Origin of the sequence: Chryseobacterium sp. (assembly GCF_019236175.1) — a bacterium.
GTDB lineage: Bacteria > Bacteroidota > Bacteroidia > Flavobacteriales > Weeksellaceae > Chryseobacterium.
In genome coordinates this window covers 153,138-175,555 of the sequence record NZ_JAFAJM010000005.1, presented here as the reverse complement: position 1 = coordinate 175,555, position 22,418 = coordinate 153,138, and the positions used below count along the sequence as shown (strand labels likewise).

23 protein-coding genes are annotated in these 22,418 nt (G+C 36.4%); 18 read left to right on the top strand and 5 right to left on the bottom strand.

The window, feature by feature from the left end; translation table 11 throughout:
* The first annotated feature begins 3 nt into the window (after positions 1-3).
* The 8 genes from JO178_RS05005 (at position 4) to JO178_RS04970 (ending at position 7,199) form a co-directional block, all read left to right on the top strand.
* Positions 4-348 carry a hypothetical protein gene (locus tag JO178_RS05005; RefSeq protein ID WP_291932600.1) on the top strand — a complete coding sequence of 115 codons (345 nt, stop codon included), beginning with the start codon at positions 4-6 and terminating at the stop codon, positions 346-348.
* Entirely contained in the window at positions 341-1,207 is an 867-nt protein-coding gene (locus JO178_RS05000) for an N-acetylmuramoyl-L-alanine amidase (RefSeq protein WP_291932596.1), read from the top strand. The genes JO178_RS05005 and JO178_RS05000 overlap by 8 nt, the downstream gene beginning before the upstream one ends.
* A complete protein-coding gene (locus tag JO178_RS04995) occupies positions 1,204-1,854 on the top strand; it encodes a hypothetical protein (RefSeq protein WP_291932593.1) in 651 nt (216 codons plus the stop codon). Before JO178_RS05000 ends, JO178_RS04995 begins: the two co-directional genes overlap by 4 nt.
* A gap of 150 nt (positions 1,855-2,004) precedes the next feature.
* Positions 2,005-3,039: an A/G-specific adenine glycosylase gene (mutY, locus tag JO178_RS04990; RefSeq protein WP_291932590.1), complete on the top strand. Its 1,035-nt coding sequence runs from the start codon at positions 2,005-2,007 to the stop codon at positions 3,037-3,039.
* 44 nt (positions 3,040-3,083) lie between these two features.
* Positions 3,084-3,641 carry a gliding motility lipoprotein GldD gene (gene gldD / locus JO178_RS04985; RefSeq protein WP_291932587.1) on the top strand — a complete coding sequence of 186 codons (558 nt, stop codon included), beginning with the start codon at positions 3,084-3,086 and terminating at the stop codon, positions 3,639-3,641.
* A gap of 28 nt (positions 3,642-3,669) precedes the next feature.
* Positions 3,670-4,593 (top strand): PfkB family carbohydrate kinase, encoded by a 924-nt coding sequence (locus JO178_RS04980; RefSeq protein ID WP_291932584.1) that lies wholly within the window; start codon positions 3,670-3,672, stop codon positions 4,591-4,593.
* A gap of 87 nt (positions 4,594-4,680) precedes the next feature.
* Positions 4,681-6,048 (top strand): peptidylprolyl isomerase, encoded by a 1,368-nt coding sequence (locus tag JO178_RS04975; RefSeq protein ID WP_291932581.1) that lies wholly within the window; start codon positions 4,681-4,683, stop codon positions 6,046-6,048.
* A gap of 158 nt (positions 6,049-6,206) precedes the next feature.
* Positions 6,207-7,199, top strand: a complete 993-nt coding sequence (locus JO178_RS04970; protein WP_291932578.1) for a nitronate monooxygenase — start codon at positions 6,207-6,209, stop codon at positions 7,197-7,199.
* A gap of 32 nt (positions 7,200-7,231) precedes the next feature.
* On the opposite strand, the gene JO178_RS04965 is transcribed toward JO178_RS04970, so the two are convergent.
* Positions 7,232-7,693: an Lrp/AsnC family transcriptional regulator gene (locus JO178_RS04965; protein ID WP_291932573.1), complete on the bottom strand. Its 462-nt coding sequence runs from the start codon at positions 7,691-7,693 to the stop codon at positions 7,232-7,234.
* 188 nt (positions 7,694-7,881) lie between these two features.
* Between JO178_RS04965 and JO178_RS04960 the strand changes: the two genes are divergently transcribed.
* A complete protein-coding gene (locus JO178_RS04960; RefSeq protein WP_291932571.1) occupies positions 7,882-8,655 on the top strand; it encodes an alpha/beta hydrolase in 774 nt (257 codons plus the stop codon).
* A 515-nt stretch (positions 8,656-9,170) separates the two neighbouring features.
* On the opposite strand, the gene JO178_RS04955 is transcribed toward JO178_RS04960, so the two are convergent.
* A complete protein-coding gene (locus JO178_RS04955) occupies positions 9,171-9,788 on the bottom strand; it encodes an HD domain-containing protein (protein WP_291932568.1) in 618 nt (205 codons plus the stop codon).
* Positions 9,789-9,814: 26 nt separating this feature from the next.
* Positions 9,815-10,114 carry a rhodanese-like domain-containing protein gene (locus tag JO178_RS04950; RefSeq protein ID WP_291932563.1) on the bottom strand — a complete coding sequence of 100 codons (300 nt, stop codon included), beginning with the start codon at positions 10,112-10,114 and terminating at the stop codon, positions 9,815-9,817.
* A 172-nt stretch (positions 10,115-10,286) separates the two neighbouring features.
* Here JO178_RS04950 and queG point away from each other — a divergent pair, with 172 nt between their 5' ends.
* The 7 genes from queG to JO178_RS04915 all read left to right on the top strand — a co-directional run bounded on the left by queG (position 10,287) and on the right by JO178_RS04915 (position 19,018).
* Positions 10,287-11,231 carry a tRNA epoxyqueuosine(34) reductase QueG gene (queG, locus tag JO178_RS04945; RefSeq protein WP_291932560.1) on the top strand — a complete coding sequence of 315 codons (945 nt, stop codon included), beginning with the start codon at positions 10,287-10,289 and terminating at the stop codon, positions 11,229-11,231.
* A 352-nt stretch (positions 11,232-11,583) separates the two neighbouring features.
* Positions 11,584-12,267: a TIGR02117 family protein gene (locus JO178_RS04940; protein ID WP_291932557.1), complete on the top strand. Its 684-nt coding sequence runs from the start codon at positions 11,584-11,586 to the stop codon at positions 12,265-12,267.
* 25 nt (positions 12,268-12,292) lie between these two features.
* Entirely contained in the window at positions 12,293-12,745 is a 453-nt protein-coding gene (locus tag JO178_RS04935) for an SRPBCC family protein (protein WP_291932553.1), read from the top strand.
* Positions 12,746-12,981: 236 nt separating this feature from the next.
* A complete protein-coding gene (locus tag JO178_RS04930) occupies positions 12,982-13,290 on the top strand; it encodes a hypothetical protein (protein ID WP_291932551.1) in 309 nt (102 codons plus the stop codon).
* 107 nt (positions 13,291-13,397) lie between these two features.
* Positions 13,398-14,438: an efflux RND transporter periplasmic adaptor subunit gene (locus JO178_RS04925; protein ID WP_291932549.1), complete on the top strand. Its 1,041-nt coding sequence runs from the start codon at positions 13,398-13,400 to the stop codon at positions 14,436-14,438.
* A gap of 25 nt (positions 14,439-14,463) precedes the next feature.
* Positions 14,464-17,586 (top strand): efflux RND transporter permease subunit, encoded by a 3,123-nt coding sequence (locus tag JO178_RS04920; protein WP_291932547.1) that lies wholly within the window; start codon positions 14,464-14,466, stop codon positions 17,584-17,586.
* Positions 17,567-19,018 carry a TolC family protein gene (locus JO178_RS04915; protein ID WP_291932544.1) on the top strand — a complete coding sequence of 484 codons (1,452 nt, stop codon included), beginning with the start codon at positions 17,567-17,569 and terminating at the stop codon, positions 19,016-19,018. Before JO178_RS04920 ends, JO178_RS04915 begins: the two co-directional genes overlap by 20 nt.
* A gap of 68 nt (positions 19,019-19,086) precedes the next feature.
* Here JO178_RS04915 and JO178_RS04910 read toward each other — a convergent pair whose 3' ends face one another.
* Positions 19,087-19,515 carry a cold shock domain-containing protein gene (locus JO178_RS04910; protein WP_291932541.1) on the bottom strand — a complete coding sequence of 143 codons (429 nt, stop codon included), beginning with the start codon at positions 19,513-19,515 and terminating at the stop codon, positions 19,087-19,089.
* A 710-nt stretch (positions 19,516-20,225) separates the two neighbouring features.
* On the opposite strand from JO178_RS04910, the gene JO178_RS04905 reads away from it, so the two are divergent.
* On the top strand, positions 20,226-20,981 hold the full coding sequence (locus tag JO178_RS04905) for an SDR family oxidoreductase (protein ID WP_291932539.1): 756 nt from the start codon (positions 20,226-20,228) through the stop codon (positions 20,979-20,981).
* A 78-nt stretch (positions 20,982-21,059) separates the two neighbouring features.
* Here JO178_RS04905 and lgt read toward each other — a convergent pair whose 3' ends face one another.
* Entirely contained in the window at positions 21,060-21,896 is an 837-nt protein-coding gene (gene lgt / locus JO178_RS04900; RefSeq protein ID WP_291932536.1) for a prolipoprotein diacylglyceryl transferase, read from the bottom strand.
* Positions 21,897-22,102: 206 nt separating this feature from the next.
* Between lgt and JO178_RS04895 the strand changes: the two genes are divergently transcribed.
* Positions 22,103-22,417 carry a low affinity iron permease family protein gene (locus JO178_RS04895; protein WP_291932534.1) on the top strand — a complete coding sequence of 105 codons (315 nt, stop codon included), beginning with the start codon at positions 22,103-22,105 and terminating at the stop codon, positions 22,415-22,417.
* Position 22,418: the final 1 nt, after the last annotated feature.

The window sequence follows — 22,418 nt, the reverse complement described above, 5'->3', positions numbered from 1 at the left end:
CATATGGTAGGAGTTAGCTTTGAGGCTTGGTCCGAAATTAAAAGAGAACCGCTGAGCATGGGTAATGCCATGGTGCTTGATGCCTATATTGCAAAATTTGAAGAAAATAAATATGTTCAGATTAATTCAGGTTCTGTAGGTGATACGGTCTATCTCGTTGTTAAGACAATGGGGTTAACCGGTAAAAAAATAGAAGTGAATTTACTCGATCGTGATGGCGTTTTGGGGGGTGAAAAATTTTCCATCGTAGATTTACTTCAAGATGATAAAGATACACAGGGTTTGCTGTCTGCAATAGTGGATAAAGAAGGGCGGGCGATTTATAAAGCTTCAGCCTTCTTTGGATAAGAAAGATACTGAAGCCTGGAAAAATAAAATAAATAAAGCCAAAGATAAAAAAGTGTATACCAGTTTATTGGTAGATGCTGATAAACACAATCCTGGTTTAAGCATTACTTATATGGGAAGGAATGCTAAAGGGCACGAAAATGACTCTTTAAAATCTTCCAAAATGAATTACTGGCTTGATGAAAACGGAAAATGGTTTGAGATTAAATATTGTGAATGCAGTATTTATTCTATAGACAATGCAGTGTTAAATGGTCCCAATGTTGTTCATGCCAAAGCTGATAATAAGGTGAAAGGGAATAGCGGAATTCAGAAAGTTATAGCAATTGTTCTACATCGAATGATTGGAACCACAATTTCGGGCGCTATTGCACATTCAAAAGGTACTCACTTTTATGTTGAAGGAGCTCGGGGGATAGATGGAGAAATATTCCAACCGATTAAACTGGATCAGTATTCCAATCATATTATGAACCAGACCGCAAGAACCAGCCATATGGAGATTCAAACTGAAAATTCTATTGGAATAGAAGTGGTTGGAATGGCCTACTACAAAGTAGGGAAGGACCTGTATACGGTTTACGATACTAAAGTAAAAGATCCGACTACTATTAAATTAACAAAATCATTCAAAGGGCAACGGAAAATTAATGGGAAATGGGCAGATGAGGATATTTATTGGGACGAATTGACAGATGCACAGATAAAATCTGTGAAATGTATCGTTATTACTCTGATGAAAAAATATAATTTGAAAAAAGAGAATATTTTTACTCATGAAGAAATGCAGTCAAAAACGGCAGGTGAAGGTCAGGTTGTTAAAGATTCCATTTTTTCACTATTAAATGAATGCATATGAAAAACGTATTAATATTTCTTACATCCATTCTTTTCTTTGGTTGTGGTTCTGTACAAGGGCAGAATAAAGAAATAGAGCAGTTCGTGAAAAAGGTAGTAGAAATCTACAATCAAAAAGATTCAAAAAAATTTAACCAGTTAATAAATAAAAATACTGGTCTTGTATTTATTACAACTATAGGAGCTAACAATAGCTGGTCTAAAGTTCAAAAGGTATGTTTGGATAAAAAATGTCTGGAGAATAAAATAGCAGAGTCAGTGGGAACTTCTTATCAATCATTTTTAGAAGAATATAAAACAAAAGATTTGAATTTAAATAAAATAGAGTTTACAGAACAATCTTATTTTGAATGTGAAAAAATTACAAAAAAAGGAATTTTTATTACTTCGGAAAATAAATTTCATACGCTTTCCGAATCAGTAAGCTTCTTTATCAAAAATTTTCAAGATATCATTGGTGAACAATTAGATCAAAAGAAAAAGAACGAGTTAGAAAAGAATAAGGAGGAATTTAAAAAGATTGAATTTAAAAGTCGGAGAGTAACAGTAAACAGTATTGCTGGAACTTTTATTTTTTATATAACCTACATGGATGGGAAATGGTTTGTGACCATTATAGACTTTGCCTCTATGGATTGCAGTGTATAGGGTCATGGATGCTGATAGATAATAGAACTCCATTACAGTTTAAAATATATCTGTGAAGGAAAAATAAAATAAAACTATCTTTGTAACCTTAAAAATAATGCTCATGAGAGAAGTTTTTTTCTTTCAGATGATTTAAACAGATTAAGGTTTTTGGAAAAAAATAGAACAACCCCGGATTTTCTTCATATCGGAAACAGGCTTTTGGAGTGGTATAAAAATAATGCAAGAGATCTGCCTTTCAGACAGACAAAAGACCCGTATAAAATTTGGATCTGTGAGATTGTATTTCAACAGACCAGAATCAATCAGGGCCTGAACCATTATAATAATTTCATTAAAAGATTCCCTGATGTAAAAACTTTGGCAGAAGCCGAAGAAAATGAAGTGTTGTTATACTGGAAAGGCCTGGGCTATTATTCAAGAGCAATCAATATCCATAAAGCTGCAAAGCAGATCATGGGTGATTACGGAGGCGTATTTCCGGCTCAGTATGAAGAAATACTAAAGCTAAAGGGAGTTGGTAAATATACGGCAGCAGCAGTTTCCAGTATCTGTTTCGGAGGAAAGATTCCGGCAGTTGATGGTAATTTTTACCGCGTCCTGAGCCGTTTTTTTGCTGATGATTTTGATATTTCCCATTCAAAGGCTTTTAATTATTTTTCCGAGCTTGCGGCTTTAATAATGCCTGAGAATGTAGGAGACTTCAATCAGGCGATGATGGATTTAGGTTCTGAAATTTGTAAACCTAAAAATCCACTTTGTGAGCAATGTCCTGTTAACGATGATTGTCTGGCATTTTCTCTACAAAAAATCTCAGATTATCCCGTGAAAACTAAGAAAGTAAAGACAGAAGCTCTTGCTTTGACCTATTATTTTGTTCATAAAAACGGAAAGTTTCTGATCAGACAGAGAGCTGATAACTTTATCTGGAAAAAACTGTTTGAGTTTCCTGCCGCTATTCCGGCAGAGATGGAGGCATTTGTTACCGGAGCTAAAACGGTTACTCATAAGCTGACTCATAAGAATTTAAGCATTGAGATCTTTAACGTAGATGTGGCTTCGGAGACCGTCTGGAATGATTTTATCGCTGAAAATCAATACCTCATCACAGATATTGAAGGCTCTCATGAAAAATCATTTCCCAAACCGTTGGAAAATTACATTCAAAACTCATTGAAAGACTGAAATTTGTCTTCCGAAATCTGAAATCTAATTTGTACTTTTGCAAAATGATTAAAAAAGTCATTTTTATTTTTGTATCGCTGCTTTTAATTTCATGTAAGAAAGATCCTGTCCCTAAACCTTACGGAGAGTTGCGTCTTGAATACCCGGCTCCGAAATATCAGAAGTTTGAAAGCAATTGTGCCTATACATTTGAATATTCGGATTTTGCTACGATCACGTCGGCAAAAAAACCTTGCTGGTATTACCTGAATTATCCTAAAATGAAAGCCAAGGTTTTTGTGACCTATTATCCGATACAGAACGACTTTGCAGAACATATTAAGGAGGCTGAGAAAATGGTGTATGAGCATACCATTAAAGCCAGTGCAATAGATACCAAGTCTTTTGAATACCCTGAGAAAAAAGTCTACGGTAATTTCTATGAACTGAAAGGACAAAGTGCTTCCAATCTTCAATTTTACATTACAGACAGTACGAAACACTTCGTTACTGCTTATCTATACTTTAACTCGAGACCGAAACCCGATTCTCTGGCTCCTGCAGTGAACTATATCAAGAACGATATGAAACATCTGCTGGATTCTTTTGAATGGAAAAAATAATTTACTTTTAATATACATTGAAAAATATATGAAACTTTTAGTTGTAGGAAGTGTTGCATTTGATGCAATCGAAACACCATTTGGTAAAACGGATAAAATTTTAGGTGGTGCAGCCACTTATATTGGGATCACTTCATCTATTTTAGGCGTTAAATCCGGTATTGTTTCCGTTGTAGGAGGAGATTTTCCGCAGGAACACCTTGATATGTTTACAGACAGAGAAGTAAACATCGAAGGAATTGAAATCGTGAAAGAAGGAAAAACATTCTTCTGGTCAGGAAAATATCATAATGACTTAAATACCAGAGATACTTTAGCTACAGAAGTAAATGTGTTGGAAAACTTTGATCCGAAAATTCCGGATTCAATGCAGGATGCTGAAATTTTATTACTTGGAAACCTACACCCCGGTGTTCAGTTATCCGTATTGGAAAAAATGAACAACCGTCCTAAGCTTGTTATTCTTGATACTATGAATTTCTGGATGGACTGTGCATTGGATATCCTGATGGACATGATTGCCAAAACAGATGTCATCACCATCAATGACGAAGAAGCAAGACAGCTTTCAGGAGAATATTCTCTGGTAAAAGCCGCTAAGAAGATCCATACAATGGGACCTGAATATGTCATCATTAAAAAAGGGGAGCATGGTGCTTTACTTTTCCATGATAATAAAGTATTTGCTATTCCCGCTCTTCCGTTAGAAGAAGTGTTTGATCCTACCGGAGCAGGAGATACATTTGCAGGAGGTTTTGCAGCGTATCTGGCTAAAAAAGGTAAATTTGATTTTGATACCATGAAATCTGCATTGATCGTAGGTTCGGCAATGGCTTCATTTACTGTGGAGAAATTCGGAACCGAAAGAATTCAGGAAGTACAGGAAGCTGATATGTTCAGCAGATTGAGACAATTTAAAGAATTGACTACTTTTGATGTTGAACTGCAGTAAATAAGTCTTTTTAAGAAATATTTATAATAAAAAATTGAGTGAAATTCGTTAAGAATTCTAAATTTGCAACTTGTTTAAAATAGTAAAATGACAAATAAACTAAAAATCACTTTTCTCCTTGGGATTTTCATGATGATATTCTCTTCAAATATGATGAATGCCCAGCTAAAACAAGGAGATTTAGTGGATGGTATTGCTGCTGTTATCGGTGATGAGATCGTTTTGGAATCTGATGTAGCTGAACAAATGAATTATGGAAAACAGCAGGGAGCTTCCAATGCAGATAAATGTGAGTTCCTGGAAAACCTGATCAGCAATAAGCTTCTTGTATATGAAGCAAAAAAAGATACATTAATTGAAAATCGTTCTGCTGCCATCAAGGAACAAGCCAATTCAAAATACCGTCAGTTGCTTTCTCAATTCCCGGATGAAAAAACGATGCTTGCCGCTTATAAGTTTAGAAATGCTTATGAGATGAAAAATGCAATCGAAAAAATGGATACAGACCAGTACTATGGGCAGGCAAAATATCAGAGAGTTACTGATAAAGCGGATGTAACTCCCAATGAGGTAACAGATTTTTACAATTTATACAAAGCACAGTTGCCACAGATTAAAGATGAAGTGACACTGGCTCAGATCATGGTGTATCCTAAACTGACAGAAGCACACAAGGAAGACCTGATCAACAGATTAAAAAAGATTAAGAAAGATATCTTAGCCGGAGAAAGCTTTGAAAGCCAGGCCCGAATCTATTCTGAAGATGAAGGATCTGCATCAAATGGCGGTTTGTATAAAAATATCAACAAAGGACAGATGGTGAAACAGTTTGAAGCTGCTGCACTGAACCTTCAGGATAATGAAATTTCTGAGCCGGTAGAATCTGAATTTGGTTATCATATCATTCAGTTGTTGAAAAAGTCAGGTAAAGTGTATGATGCAAGACATATTTTGTTAAAAGCTACACCTACAGATGACGAAGTGAAAACAGCAAAAGCAAAATTAGACAGTATCAGAGGTCTGATTATGGATGGCAAAATGACATTTAAAGATGCTGCGTTTAAATTTTCAGATGATAAAAGAACAAAGTTTAATGCCGGAGTCATTCCGGGTGCAGACGGTTCTGATAAAATTGAAAGAGAAAGTATTCCCGGAACAATCAGCTATGAATTAGCGGGATTAAACAAAGGAGATATTACAACGGCTTTTGAAGATGATGATAACAGAAGAAAAGTGGTTAAGATTCTAAAGCTGGAAGAAGCTATTCCTGCACACCAGATTACACTGGAAACAGACTTTAGCAGAATCAAGCAGATGGCACTTAATAAAAAGAAAAGTGAAATGGTTGAAAAGTTCGTTAATTCTAAATTACCGACTACCTTTATCTCTATAGACGGACGCTACGATAACTGTAGTTTCAAGGCAAACTGGAAGAAAGAATCAGTCAAAAAATAATATCAAAACCTTCAGAAATTCTGAAGGTTTTTTTTAGCTTTAATCTGAACTATTGCGGACTGGATTTTATTGAAATTTACCATATAAAAACACAACTTTTTTAGAGAAAATTTTAAAGTATATTTTCTGCAAAACCTTTGTTTTTAGTATTTTTACACATGAGCAATTTTATAGATTTCAACTCGGCAAAAAAACTTCATGAAATGCAGGCCGGTCAAAATAGGATTACAGAACTTTTTACGATAAAATATCCGATTATTCAGGCAGGAATGATCTGGCATTCGGGATGGAGATTAGCTTCTGCCGTTTCGAACTGTGGAGGATTAGGATTAATAGGAGCAGGAAGTATGTATCCCGATATTCTGAGAGAAAATATTCAAAAATGTAAACAGGCTACGGATAAACCTTTTGGAGTCAATGTTCCCATGTTATATCCTAATATTGAGGAGATTATCCAGATTATTATGGAAGAAGGAGTAAAGATCGTTTTTACCTCTGCCGGAAACCCGAAAACATATACTGAAACCCTGCAGAAAGAAGGGATAAAAGTAGCTCATGTAGTTTCTTCCACAAAGTTTGCTGTAAAATGTGAAGACGCAGGGGTAGACGCTATTGTTGCAGAAGGTTTTGAAGCCGGAGGACATAACGGAAGAGATGAAACAACAACCTTGTGCCTGATTCCTAATGTCAAAAAACATATTTCCAGACCACTGATTGCCGCTGGAGGAATTGCTTTAGGATCTCAAATGAAAGCGGCAATGATTTTAGGCGCAGACGGAGTACAGATAGGTTCCCGATTTGCAGCCACCACTGAAGCCAGTGCCCATGAGAACTGGAAAAAGAAAATTACGGAACTGCAGGAGGGAGATACCCATCTTACTTTAAAAGAGCTGGCTCCCGTGAGAATGGTTAAAAATAAATTCTTCAACGAACTGGAAGATATATACCGGAGCGGAAGAAACAAAGAGGCTTTAACAGCTTCATTGGGAAGAGCCAGAGCTAAAAAAGGAATGTTTGAAGGTGATATGGAAGACGGAGAACTCGAAATCGGACAGGTTTCTGCGCTAATAGATGATATATTACCGGTAGAAACGGTTTTCAGTCATTTACTCAGAGAATTTGAAGATGCAAAAATCCCAACGTTATTATAAAAGAAAAGAGCCCGCATAGGGTTCTTTTTTTATTAAAAGTGCAGTGCAGTGGATTGTTTGATCGGATTCATAACAAATGAACTTTTAATTTTACTGATATGCGGAATTACCGATAATTTAGTAGCAATAAACTCACTGAATGCTTCCGGGCTCTGTACCACTACCTTTATAATATAATCAAAAATACCTCCCGTCACATAAGCCTCCACGACTTCATCCAGACGCGCTATTTTTTTTGAAAACTCCTCTACATACTCAATTTGCTGACTGTTGAGAGAAATAGTAATAATGACTGTAAAATTCAGGCCTACTTTTTTGGGGTCAACGAGAGCTACATAATTGGTGATATAACCTTCATGTTCAAGCTTTTTTATTTTATCATAAACAGAAGTTCGTGACATGTTTAATCTTTCCGTAAGATCAGTAATATCAAATCTGGAACTCTTTTGAAGAATTCTTAAAAGCTCGAGTTCCTGTTTTCCCAGTTTTTCCATTCGGATTTTTTCCGATAAAGATATAAAATCATATTGTTTTTATGTATGTTGTTCCATATTTGAAAGCTTCTATCAGAAATTTCACATATTTTATTCTATTACTTCTTATATATTTCACTATTTGGTATTTTTGTCCGGATTTAAGTCGTTTATCCCTTTTGAAATAATTTATAAAACGAATCTTTAAAATGATACAACAGGATATAATACATCTTAATGGCAAAGGCCTTTATATAGAATATCATCATACTTTTGACAACAGGCCGGTTATTGTTTTTCTGCACGATTCTCTGGGATCGGTTCAACTTTGGAGAGATTTACCGGCTCAATTATCTGAAGCTACCCAATCTAATGTCCTTATATATGATCGTTTGGGGTATGGCAAATCAAATCCGATGCCTACCCACGAAAGAGAAGTCAATTATATGGAGCAGGAAGCTGATCTGCTGAATGATCTGTTAACAGAAATGAATATTGATAAAGCCATTCTCTTTGGTCACAGTGACGGAGGAACAATTGCCCTGATTACCGCTGCAAAATATCCGGAAAAAACAAAAGCTGTCATTTGCGAGGCCGGACATATTTTTGTGGAAGAGGTGACTTTAAAAGGAATCTACGAGGCATGGGAAGCTTATAAAACAACCAATCTCCGTGAACGTTTGCAAAAATATCATGGTGATAAAGTAGAAACCCTTTTCAAAGCCTGGACAGAAACCTGGACGAGGGATGATTACAGAACCTGGAATATAGAATACCTTTTGAAGGATATTCTGTGCCCGCTATTATTTATTCAGGGTGAAGCTGATGAGTATGGTACCCTGAATCAGTTAGAAAAAACAGTTGCTCAGGTAAGCGGAAAAACAGAAAAATATATTATTCCCAATATCGGACATACACCCCATAAAGAATCACCGGAGCTGGTTTTGGCTAAGGCTGTGGAGTTTATTAATAAATTATCATAATTATAAGTGCAGAGTAATTTCATAATGAAAACATCTTATAACAAGATGTTTTTTATTTTTTTATAAAGTTTTCTGCGTATGAATTTGTACACATCCTAAGGTGAAATTACATGAAAATTACATCTTTAAGCACAGAGGTTTCGGGATCTTTAAAAATACTTACATAAAAAGTTCTATAGAAATTTTCTTTAGCAGAAAATACTCTGTGATCTCTAATTAAAGTATTTAAATTTTTAATGATTTCCCCGTTTTTCTGTTTATTAATAAATAAGATGGATTAACTTGTTGATATGCAGTGTTTTTATGGGTGTGATTGCAATAAAAATACAATTGAATCTATGTTGTGGCTGTATTTGTTTTTATATTTTTGAGATAGCAATAAGGGTTGGAAACTATTAATAATATAAACTATTGTTTTCTAAAATGTATAAGTTGGAATATAATTGGTTTGTGTCTAAAAATGAATGAGGTTATGTAGAGATGCAATTTATTTGCATCTCTTTTTTTATTGGAAACTATAGCAGTCGGATTTCAGTTCTGATATTCTCTCTTGCCTGTACTTCATAGCGATTCCTAAAATAATCAGTTTTAAAAATATCTTTCAGCGCTGAGAAATGCTGTAAAACTTTTTTCCGGCCCGGTTTATATAAAAAGTCCGGATAAATGGAATATTCCTTTCTGATCCGTTGGGTATAATCTGTATAGATTTTAAAGTCTTTTCCCAAAATAGAAAGATCAGCATCCAAAAGAATATTGATGTCTTTATTTTCTGATTGCTGATGAAATTGGGTGGCTAAGATCTGTTCCGTAACAGCATGTATAATATCATGGCTTACTCCCAGTTCTTTCAGCCTTTTTTCAGCTTTAACCGAACTTTTTTTTTCATTGGATCCGGAAGACGCATCATAGATAAGATCATGATAGAATACTGAAAAAGAAATCGTTGTAAAATCTGAAACTTTATCTTTTACAGCTTCCAGCTCCTGAAACATATTTTCAAGATGAGTAAGATTGTGGTAGTACCGGTTTTTTTCAGTGTATTTTTGCTCTATCTCTTTCCATAAATACTGAATCAGATGCTGGTCTTCGGTAAAAGGAGCACAAAGTTGTTCGAATCTTTCTTTTAGAGTCATGACATCAGTGTATAAAAAAAGGAACTTTAAAAAGTTCCTTGGTTTGCTTCAAGAGCAGCTTTCAGCTCAGCCCAGCCTCCGCCGTTATAACCGTCCTTTAATCCCTGAGCATTAAGATATTCCAGTGCTTTACCACTTCTGTTTCCGCTTCTGCAGAATAAGATTACCGGTTTTTCAATCGATAAAATCTCATCTTGTCTGTCTTCTACTTCCCCCAGAGGAATATTCTTAGCTCCGTCTATATTTCCGTCCATTTCAAGCTCCATGGGCTCACGAACGTCAATTAATTCATAGTTTCCTGATTGTATTACTTCTATTAAAGACATAGTTGTTTGTTTTAAACATTAAATTATGAACGAAATTACGTAATTTTTTTTTGAAAAAAATCTTAATTAAAACATAATTTTTTAGCAAAGACGCAGAATCAGGCTTGTTTTTGGGATGAAACTGAAAATAGACAGATTGATAAATTAATCTTAATTTTGCAATGTGAAAATTATGAATGCAGGAGCTGAAAAATATTCCCAACTGATAAAATCCAGAGCAAAAAGTTTTGGGTTTCAGAGTTGTGGGATTTCTAAAGCAGACTTTTTGGAAGAAGACGCACCACATCTTGAAAAATGGCTAAAGAATAACTTCAACGGAGAAATGAAATATATGGAGAACCATTTTGACAAAAGACTTGATCCGAGACTTTTGGTGGAAGGTTCCAAATCTGTTATTTCACTTTCTTATAATTATTTTCCTGAAGAAAAAATTTCAATACTGGAAAATTATAAGATTTCAAAATATGCTTATGCGGAAGATTATCACGAAGTAATCAAGGAAATTTTACGCGAAATGGTGGCAGAACTTCAGGAGGAAATAGGAGAATTCGGATTCAGGGTCTTTGTAGATTCTGCTCCTGTTTTGGAGAGAAGCTGGGCCAGAAAATCCGGGATAGGATGGGTCGGGAAAAATGCAAACCTGATTACGAAACAGAACGGGTCTTTCTATTTCCTCGCTGAAATTATCTGTGATCTTGACCTTATTCCCGATCATGAAACCACCGATCATTGCGGAACCTGCCGGAAATGTATTGATGCCTGTCCTACTGATGCCATTGTTTCTGAAAAGATCATAGATGGAAGCCGCTGCATATCCTATGCAACAATAGAACTGAAAAACGAAATTCCGGATCATTTTAAAGGTAAAATGGAAGACTGGATGTTCGGGTGCGATATCTGTCAGGACGTATGCCCATGGAACCGGTTTTCTGCCCCCAATAAACAGAGCAGATTTTTACCTAATGAAGCACTGAAGAATTTTAAAAAAGGAGAATGGAAAGAACTTACTCAGGAAATTTTCTCTGAAATCTTTAAAAAATCACCAGTGAAGAGAACCAAATTTACAGGACTGAAGAGGAATATTGAATTTTTGGAGAGTTCTTCAGACCTCTTTTAGGCTACACTTTTGGTGACAATTCCTTCTCTGGAATTTTTTGAAGTTCCAGACCAGAGCTGATAATTGACCATTCCTTATAGTTTTTACTCTAAGGAGGTTAAGATTTACGTAAATAAATTGCTCAAAAAGCCTTTCCTAAAAAGAAAAATTGACTTTCAGGAGATTAAATCTCACCGAAAATCAACGCTTTTTTTGTATTCTTTTTGGAGCAGTTTTTACTCTTACTTTAAATCTTTTTTGGGACTTGGTATTTTTACGCATATTTGTGAATATTTCGTAACTAAATATAGCCATTTTTTCGATTAAAACAAATACTTTTACAAAAAATTGTACATTAAATTTTATTAAAAACATGACCGTGAAAAGTATTTTATTGTATATTTTAAAAATAGTGGGTATTATCTTAGGAATCGTGATCATTTATGTACTTCTCGGATTACTGATCCCGTTTATTCCCGTATCGGCAAAAGATGACGGACAGAAGAAAGAAATTCCGATTTATATTTATACCAATGGAGTTCATACAGATATTGTAATGCCTGTAAAAAATGATCTTAAAGACTGGAGCCTGAGAATTCCTTTTGCCAATACCAGATCCAAAAGAACAGATTATAATTATATCGGAATAGGCTGGGGAGATAAAGGCTTTTATCTCGATACTCCAACATGGGCTGATCTTAAATTTTCAACCGCTGTGAAAGCCGCCTTCTGGCTTAGTGATTCTGCCATGCACTGTACTTATTATACAACAATGAAAGAAGGAGAAGACTGTAAAATGATCATGATCAGCAAAGCACAGTATGAAAACCTTGTAAAATACGTTGAAAATAAATTCGATACAGATCAGAAAGGAAATTTTATGTTGATTCCTACCAATGCCGTCTATGGAGACAATGATGCCTTCTATGATGCTAAAGGGACCTACAGCTTTTTGTATACCTGTAATACCTGGACCAATAATGCACTGAAGGCAGCCGGACAAAAGGCCGCACTCTGGACTCCTTCAGATTTTGGAATATTTCAGCATTATAAATAAAATAAACCTTAATACATCATGTAAGATGAAACATCAACTTTTTCGGGAACAACAGCTGCATTGTGATGTAGAAACAGCATGGAAGTTTTTTTCCTCAGCGAATAATCTTTCGGAAATTACCCCTGATGATATGGGGTTTACTGTTCTGACAGAACTGAAAGACGACCGTATTTATGAAGGAATGCTTATTGATTATTATGTTTCCCCATTTTGGGGTATTAAAATGAAATGGCAGACGGAAATTACCCAGGTAGATTCAGGAAAAAGCTTTACCGATTTTCAGAGAAAGGGACCTTACAAACTATGGAATCACCATCATGAGTTTATGGCCAATGAAGATGGTGTTTTAATGCGGGATACCATCAATTATGAATTGCCGATGGGATTTCTGGGAGAAATAGCACATCGTCTTTTTGTCAGAAAAAAACTGGAACACATTTTTGATTACCGTTTTAGAGTATTGAGCAAACTGTTTTAAATGATAACACCTCAGGGGTGTTTTGTATAGGAAAACCATTCTCTTACATTCATTGAATCGGTTAAAATTTTTTTTGTGACTTCCGGGATTTAAATCTACTATTAGCCCATTGTTTAAGTTTTTTTAACATTTTAAAGGCAGTATCTCCGTTCAAAATCCCTATTTTTGCAGAATTATCGTTTTTTATTAAAAAAACAAGTGTTCTGGTTGACATGGCAGGTCTGAGGTCATTTATCATGTTTTATATTATATTGGTTTTTACCCTTTTCAATTCGAATTGGGCAGAAAAATCATTGAATAATATTCCTCATATTCCCCATATCAACAATATTCATTTACTGGATGTTTACGAAGAGGCAGACATGAACACCCATGCATTGCCTGCAGCGTCAAAAATTGTAAAACACTCCGTCCGCAAAGAAGATGAAGCCACAGGAGATTTTTCGGCAATGATTAAAGTAAGCCCGAAAATTACACTTCCTGATATTGCCCTTTCTATTATTTGCGGGGTGAAATCTTTTCTCCATCTTCTCCAGTTGTTTTAGTGTAAGTTATTGAAATTCAAACAATCTTATCGAATTTTTTATAACTTAAACATTTAAAAATGTATTCTAAAAATCTAATAATTTGCGTTTTTGCAATATTATTCGCTGTGTCGTGCAGTAAAGACAAGAAAAAAAACAAGCAGAAAGAAAAAGACATTCCCATACTGGAAATCAAACCCAAAGATACTTTAGTCAGCAATCAGTTTGTAACGGATATTCAGGCAAAAAAGAATGTAGAAATGCGTTCCAGAATTGGCGGAATCATCCAGCAGATCTATGTCAATGAAGGGCAGTTTGTTCATCAGGGACAGGCGTTATTTAAAATCAATGATGCTGAATTGCAGATGGAGCTATTGAAAGCCAATGCCGCATTAAAGCAGACTGAAGCAGATGTTCGTATAGCGGAAGTGGAGCTGAAGCAGATTCAGAGTCTCCATGCTAAAAAATTTGTAGCGAATAATGAACTGGAAATGGTCAAAGCCAAACTATCATCTGCCAAAGCCAAACATGCTTTTGCTGATGCAGAAAGGAAAACCGTTCTTCAGAAAATAAGCTTCACAAAAATTACAGCCCCGTTTGACGGAGTGATTGACGTAATTCCCCATAAAGACGGAAGTCTTGTAGAAAACGGGACCTTATTAACTACATTATCCCAACTCAACGAAGTCTACGCCTACTTTTCCATTCCTGAAAATGTCTATTTTGAATTACTGGCAAATGATAAAATCGGGAACCATCAGAAAATTGAATTAACCTTACCCAATGGCGTAAACTATCAGTTTAACGGAGCTTTAAAAACGGCGGAAGGAGAAATTGACAGAGCTACAGGATCTATTCGTTATAAAGTATTGTTTCCCAATCCGGATCATCTGATCAAGCATGGAACATCCGGAAAACTGATTATCTCCGAACATCAGCCCAATGCCGTTCTTATTCCTCAGAAATCTACTTTTTCCATTCAGGATAAAACGTATGTCTTTGTGGTAGATCGACAGAATAAAGTTAAGATGACCAACATTAAGATCGGAACAACGCTGAGAGATTCTTATGTGGTGGAAAACGGCCTTAAAAAAGGTGATCTGATTGTTTATGAAGGGACTCAGTCTTTAAAAGACGGTGATATCATTACAATCAAAAAGAAGTATTAACCTTTCATCTTTAAATCAATAGACAATGGTAGAAATGTTTATAAGACGAAAGGTGCTTTCGTTGGTTATTTCCATATTATTTGTACTGCTGGGAATTATGGCATTGCTGAAGATGCCGATCACCCAGTTTCCCGATATCGTTCCGCCTTCTGTTACCGTAACTGCGAAATATACGGGAGCCAACGCAGAGGTTTCTGCCAATGCAGTAGCTCTTCCGCTGGAACGCGCAATCAACGGGGTTCCTGGAATGACGTATATGTCAACAGTAACCTCTAACGATGGTCTTACCCTGATTCAGGTTTTCTTTGAAGTAGGAACAGATCCGGATGTTGCTGCTGTAAATGTTCAGAACAGGGTAACCACAATTCTTGATGAATTGCCGGAAGAGGTCATCAGAGCAGGAGTAACAACAGAAAAAGAGGTCAACAGTATGCTGATGTACCTCAATATTACCAGTACGGATCCGAGTCAGGATGAACAATTTATCTATAATTTTACGGATATCAATGTTCTTCAGGAGCTGAAACGTATCGACGGAGTAGGTCGTGCTGAAATCATGGGGCAAAAGGAATACTCAATGAGGGTATGGCTGGATCCGCAGAAGATGGCGGCATATAGTATTTCAGCAGATGAAGTGATCAGCTCTTTACAAAAGCAGAATATTTCAGCAGCTCCGGGAAAAGTGGGAGAAACTTCCGGGAAGACATCCGGTCAGCTTCAATATGTCATTAAATATAAAGGGAAATTCTATGAACCAAAACAATATGAAGAAGTACCCATCAGAGCGGATGTGGATGGAACCATTCTGAAGCTTAAAGATATTGCCAAAGTAGAGTTTGGAGCTATGAACTACGGGATGGTATCCAAAACAGACGGAAGACCTTCTGCATCTATTATGATGAAGCAGCGTCCGGGATCCAATGCTTCAGAAGTGATTGAAAGTGTAAAGACAAAGATGGAAGAGCTGAAAGTTTCTTCTTTTCCTCCCGGAATGGAATATAATATGGCGTATGATGTATCCAGATTCCTTGATGCGTCCATTAGTGCGGTATTAACTACGCTTGTCGAAGCCTTTATTCTGGTGGGAATTGTCGTATTTATATTCCTTCAGGACTGGCGTTCTACTTTAATCCCGGTACTGGCTGTTCCTGTTGCACTGGTAGGAACTTTTGCTTTTATGGACATGCTGGATTTTTCTGTAAACCTGCTGACGTTATTTGCTTTGGTACTTGCGATTGGAATTGTGGTGGATAATGCGATTGTTGTTGTAGAAGCAGTCCATGTTAAAATGGAAGAAGGAATGAATGCAATGGAGGCAACAATAAGTGCAACAAAGGAAATTGCAGGAGCGGTAGTAGCCATCACGATTGTTATGTCTGCCGTATTTATTCCGGTAGCATTTCTGGATGGGCCGGTTGGCGTATTTTACAGACAGTTTTCACTAACATTGGCCATCAGTATTGTTATTTCAGGAGTAAATGCTTTAACACTGACTCCTGCGCTTTGTGCTATTATTTTAAAACCTCATGATCACCATAAAAAGAAAACAATCGTTGACCGTTTCTTCCAAAGTTTTAATACGGGTTTTGAGCGGCTGACTAACGGATATGTAACTATTTTATCAAAACTGGCAACCCGAACTACGGTGACCTTTGGTTTATTGTTTCTTTTTATAGGGCTTACATTGATAACAAGCAGGTTTCTGCCAACAGGTTTTATTCCGATGGAAGATCAGGGAATGGTTTATGTAAGTGTGACAACTCCACAGGGAGCCACTGTGGAAAGAACAGAAAAAGTATTGGACGAGGTTACGGTAATAGCCAAAAAGATCGAAGGCGTTGAAAATGTGACCACACTTGCCGGATACAGTATTGTAACGGAAATTGCGGGATCCTCTTACGGAATGGCGATGATTAATCTTAAAGACTGGAAAGAAAGAAGTATTTCCGTTAATGATCTGATCTCCGAGCTTTCTGAAAAAACAAAAAGTATTTCAGATGCTCAGATTGAAATTTTTGCCCCGCCTACTGTTCCTGGATTCGGTAATACCAGTGGTTTTGAATTGCGCTTACTCGACAGAACAGGAGGAACCATTGAGAATACGGATAAAATCACAAAAGATTTTGTTAAAAAATTAAATGAGACTCCCGAATTACAAAACAGTTTTACCAGTTTTGATGCCACGTTTCCGCAATATATGATCAATGTAGATTATGATATGGCAGCGAAGAAAGGAATATCCGTAGACAATGCCATGTCTACTTTACAGACTATGTTGGGATCTTATTATGCCACTAATTTTATACGGTTCAGTCAGATGTATAAAGTAATGGTTCAGGCAAGTCCGGAACACAGGGATACTCCTGAAAGTATTCTGAATTTATATCTTAAGAATGATAAAGGGGAAATGGTTCCGTTCTCCACATTTATCACGATTGAAAAAGTATATGGTCCGGAAGTCCTTACGCGGTACAATATGTATATGTCTGCAATGATCAACGGAGAGCCTGCTGAAGGATACAGTTCCGGTGATGCGATTGCCGCAGTAGAAAGAGTTGCCAAAGAGAACCTTCCGAGAGGATTTGATATCGAGTGGTCCGGAATGACAAGGGAGGAGATTCTGTCAGGAAACCAGACCGTTTATATTTTTCTGATCTGCCTGTTGTTTGTTTATCTTCTTCTGGCAGCACAGTATGAAAGTTTCCTTCTTCCGATGCCGGTATTACTAAGTCTACCTACAGGTATTTTCGGATCTTATATCGCACTGGTAATGGCTGGTCTGGATAATAATATTTATGCACAGGTTGCTTTGGTTATGCTGATCGGGCTATTGGCTAAAAATGCCATCCTTATTGTAGAATTTGCCGTAGCCAGAAATAAACAGGGATTTGATATTGTTCCGGCTGCTATTGAAGGAGCAAAACAACGTTTAAGACCCATTCTGATGACTTCTTTTGCATTTGTGGCGGGTCTCATTCCTTTGTGTGTTGCTTCGGGAGCCGGAGCAATAGGAAACCGTTCTATTGGAACTGCTGCGGCAGGAGGAATGCTGATCGGAACCATTTTCGGGCTGGTTGTCATTCCTGGCTTATATATATTCTTTGCAAAACTTGAAAATAAGAAGAAAAATGAAGAGATTAAATCATAGAAATATATTGTATGGAATTACTGCATTAAGTCTGGTTTCATGCGCCGTTCCCAAAGTGACGGAATTAAAGAAAGCACAGGCTTTACCTGCTGAAATGATGGTTGATGATAAAAATACCGATCCGGATGATTTTCAGCAGATTAATCTGAAAGCCTATTTTACAGATCATTATCTTCTGGAACTTTTTGATAAAGTAATACAGGCTAATCCCGATTTTCAGATTGCTCAGCAGAGAGTGGAAATTGCCAATAGCTTTCTGCAGCGGTCAAAGATGGACCTTTTACCTTCTTTTGATGTCGGGGTAGAAGCCTCCGGAAACCGCTATGGGAAATATACGATGGAAGGTGTAGGAAATTATGATACCAACCTCTCTCCTAATATCACCGAAGAACAGAAGATCAACCGGAATTTTACCCCCAACTACTGGCTGGGCGCCAGAAGCAGCTGGGAGATTGATGCCTGGGGAAAGCTTAAAAACAGAAAAATTGCTGCTCAAAAGAAATACCTTGCCTCTACAGAAGGGCTTAGGCTGCTTCAGGTGGAACTTTTTACAGATATTGCCAACCTGTATTATCAGTTAGTTACTTTAGATAACCGGCTGGCTATTTATCAGAAAAACTATAATCTTCAGCAGAGAGCCTTTGAAATTGTTTTAGCACAGCGAGAAGTCGGGAAAGCCACAGAGCTTGCCGTACAGCAGTTTAAGGCTCAGAATAACAACTGGCTTGCGGAAATAGAACATATAAAAGTTGAGATCGTTACCGTTGAACAGGCTATTACTACATTGACAGGGAGTTACGGAGGCCATGTAAAGCGCGGAAAAATCCTGATGCCTACCAATATGGAGGTTTTAAACAAAACCATCAATGTAGAAAATGTAATACATTCCAGACCGGATGTAGCCGCCAATTATTATGTACTGGAAGCATCTCAGGCGGATGCTAAAGCAGCAAGAGCCGCTTTTTATCCGAAGATTGATCTCGGCGCAGGCTTTGGACTAAACTCCTTTTCTGTGGAAACATTATTTAAACCAAGCTCATTAGCCGGACAGCTATTGGGAGGTCTTATGGTTCCTGTTTTTAATAAAGGGCAACTGAAATATGAGTTTAAAGTGGCCAGCAAAGAACAGGAAATTGCTTTTTTAAACTATCAGAAAAGTATTACCACAGCTTTTAATGAGCTTCAGTCTATCCTGAAGCAGACAAAGATCTACGAGAGGGTTCTGCAGTTAAAGTCGGAAGAAGTCGCTTTCCTGGAACGGGGAGTTGAAGTTTCCAATGATCTTTATGTGACAGGTTATGCCAGTTATTTTGAATTGATCAATTCTCAGAAAAGTAAACTGACTGCGGAACTGGATCTGCTTCAGTTTCAACACCAGAATACCAGAAATAATGTCCTGCTTTTTAAAGCACTGGGCGGAAAACTGGATTGATTTTATTTTACGATGTACAAAGAAAGCCACCCGAAAAGGTGGCTTTTATTTTATAAGATGATCTGTATTTATTTAATCACTTGGATATTGATTGCAGAAAAACCTTTTGGAGATTTTTCTTTTTCAAAAGATACCTTATTTCCTTTTTTTACAGCTTCTGTACAGTTGTTGTTGTGGAAGAAAATATTTTCTTTCGTGTTGTCTTCAGTAATGAAACCATAGCCCTTTTCACTGTGGAAAGTAATGATTCCTGTTTTGCGGATATCCTCTTCAATAATCGGAGCAGCCCCTAACTGAATATCATCAAGGTTTACTTCCTGTCTTTGCTCTGGGGGAGTAGAAGTTAATCTTCCGAATTCATCCACATACATGAATACATCCTCCATATCCTTTCCTTTGTTGTTGTTCGTCTTACGTTCTTCGCGTCTTAGCGCTTTTTCTTTTTGCTTTTGAATTTTTTTCTTGAAATTTTCCTTTTTAGAAAAAGAATCTGCCATAAATTATTTTTAGTATTTAGTTTCTAATATATTGTTTGATCCAGTCTCTTCCGCTTTACTTCTTATAAAGCCTACTGATGCTTCCTGTTTTGGATTCTTCAATCATAAAGCGCTTTAAAATTCCGACAAGTATATTCTTAGTAGAAGAATTAAAGTTAAAAATATGGTTGCTATAAAGCAAAGACTGAATAAATATATCCCGTCGTGGCAGAAAACAAAGTAGTGACTTGATTGTTTATGCTGCAAAGATACAACAATAAAATGAATAATTCAGTTTTAAATAATTGATTATCAGAAAAGGATTAGTGAAAGAAGTTTAATAAGAGAACTTTACAGCTCTTTTACAGAGTTTAAATAAAAAAATCCCCAGAAAACTGAGGACTGTGAAACTATATTATAGAAATGATGTGGTGTTATATAATACGGATCGTTGAGCAGCAAATGCTATGCCTAAAACTCACTGTTTAAGGTGAACTGATAGGATTGCTTATCAGGAAATAAAGTATTTTTATGTATCTGTTTGAAAAATAAGTGAGTATCCGGATCAAAATATTTTCAGTGAATTTGTTTTTTTTATTGATACTCCTATCATGTTTTTCCGGATGTTAAAGAAAGTCGTATTGAATTGAATACAATTACCGAAAATTTCACCATGCTGAGATAGATTTTATGATCCATCTTTGCTTCATCAATATTTAAAAATAAAAATAATGTCAGCAAAAGATGTAAAAGGAAAAGTTGTTTTAATTGCCGGAGGAGGAAAGAACCTTGGCGGATTATTAAGCAGAGATTTTGCCGCAAAAGGTGCAAAATTAGCGATCCATTATAATAGTGAAAGCTCAAGAAAAGAAAGCGAAAAAACATTAGCAGATGTACAGGCTTTAGGAGCTGAAGCATTTTTGTTTCAGGGAGATCTTACTAAAGTAAATCATATTGCTCAGTTTTTTGATGAAGCGATTTCAAAATTCGGAGGAATTGATATTGCGATCAATACCGTAGGGATGGTTTTAAAGAAACCGTTTTCGGAAACTACGGAAGCAGAATATGATACCATGTTCAACGTCAACTCAAAATCAGCTTATTTCTTTTTACAGGAAGCCGGAAAAAAGCTGAATGACAATGGTAAAATCTGTACCATAGTGACTTCATTGCTCGCAGCTTATACCGGATTGTATTCCACTTATGCCGGAGCAAAAGCTCCTGTAGAACATTTTACAAGGGCAGCTTCCAAAGAATTCGGAGGAAGAGGGATTTCTGTAACAGCAGTGGCTCCCGGACCAATGGATACCCCTTTTTTCTATGGTCAGGAAACGGACGATGCCGTAGCCTATCACAAGTCTGCTTCTGCATTAGGAGGGCTTACCGATATCAAAGATATAGCACCATTAGTGGAATTTCTGGTAACTGAAGGATGGTGGATTACCGGGCAGACTATTTTTGCCAACGGAGGATATACCACCAGGTAATCTGCATGTATGCTATAAAAAACCCCGCCGGAAGTCTCTTTCAGTGGGGTTTATAATATAGTTGCAGGATAAAGAAAATTATAAAGTCTTCATTTTTCTTCTGTCCAGTATACTTTTGATTATGAAAAACAATCCCAGTAATACAAATGGAATGCTTAAAAGTTGTCCCATATTAAAGCTCATTCCATGCTCAAATCCAACCTGATCTTCTTTGATAAATTCAATCAGGATTCTCATGATAAAAATTAAAAGAATGCTGATCCCGAAATAAAAGCCTTTTCCGATTTTAAAGAAGTCTTTCTTATACATATAATAGACCCCAAGGAAAATAATAAAATAAGAGATGGCTTCATAAAGCTGGGCAGGATGTCTCGGAATATTATCTACTTGCTGGAATACAAAAGCCCATGGAAGACTGGTAGGGGTTCCTATAATTTCAGAATTCATAAGATTAGCCAGCCTGATAAAAGTTCCTCCCAGCGGAAGTACGATGGCAATAGCATCAAGAATTGTCATAAAGGGAATTGCATATTTTCTGGCATAGAGCAACAGCATGATGACCAGTCCGATACCACCGCCATGACTGGCGAGCCCCGCATAACCGGAAAAATGATAAGAACCGTCTGCTCCCATCTGTATAGGAAGAAGTATTTCTATAGGATGTTGGGAATAATAATCAAAATCGTAGAAAAAACAGTGCCCTAATCTGGCACCCAATAAAATTCCTATAAGTGCATATGAAAATAAAGCTTCATGTGCTTTTGCACTTAGATTTTCCTTTTTATAGATTGTTTTTAAAATATTTAAACATAAAACGAGTCCTGTAAGAAATAACAGACCATAATATTTTACAGGGATTCCCAAAATATTGATGATCTCCGGATTGATATTCCAGTTGATGTACAATTGATTCATAAAAGGTAGATATCGAATTTTTTTTCAGGGCAAATATAGTGATAATAGTATTGGGGATGAAAATGGCTGATATTCTGTTTGTTGTCTGTGATCCGGATCATAAAGTAATTAATCGACGTTGCTTATCTTTAAGGTACCGCTGATAGACGTTATGGTACAATAAGTTTTATGTAGGAAGTGCGGTAGTCATTTAAAAATAAATAATTATGATAAAATATATTTTTGATAAACTGACAAACGGAGCAGGCTTTTTTGCCGGAAGTGCCCTGCTGGGAATTGCCGCTATCCTGATTAAGAATGCGCAGGATAAAGATTCAAAAGCAATCAGCATTAAGCTTGATGAACTAATGACTGTCATTAAAAAATTACATACACAGGGATTAAATCTCCATGGAGTAACAGATGAGGAACTTATCCGGTTTTATAACCGGCATAAAAAGATAGAAAACAAATTCACAGAACAAGAGGTTTCGGACAATCAGAATATAAAGTCAGAGATCACTTATCATCGTTATAAATAAT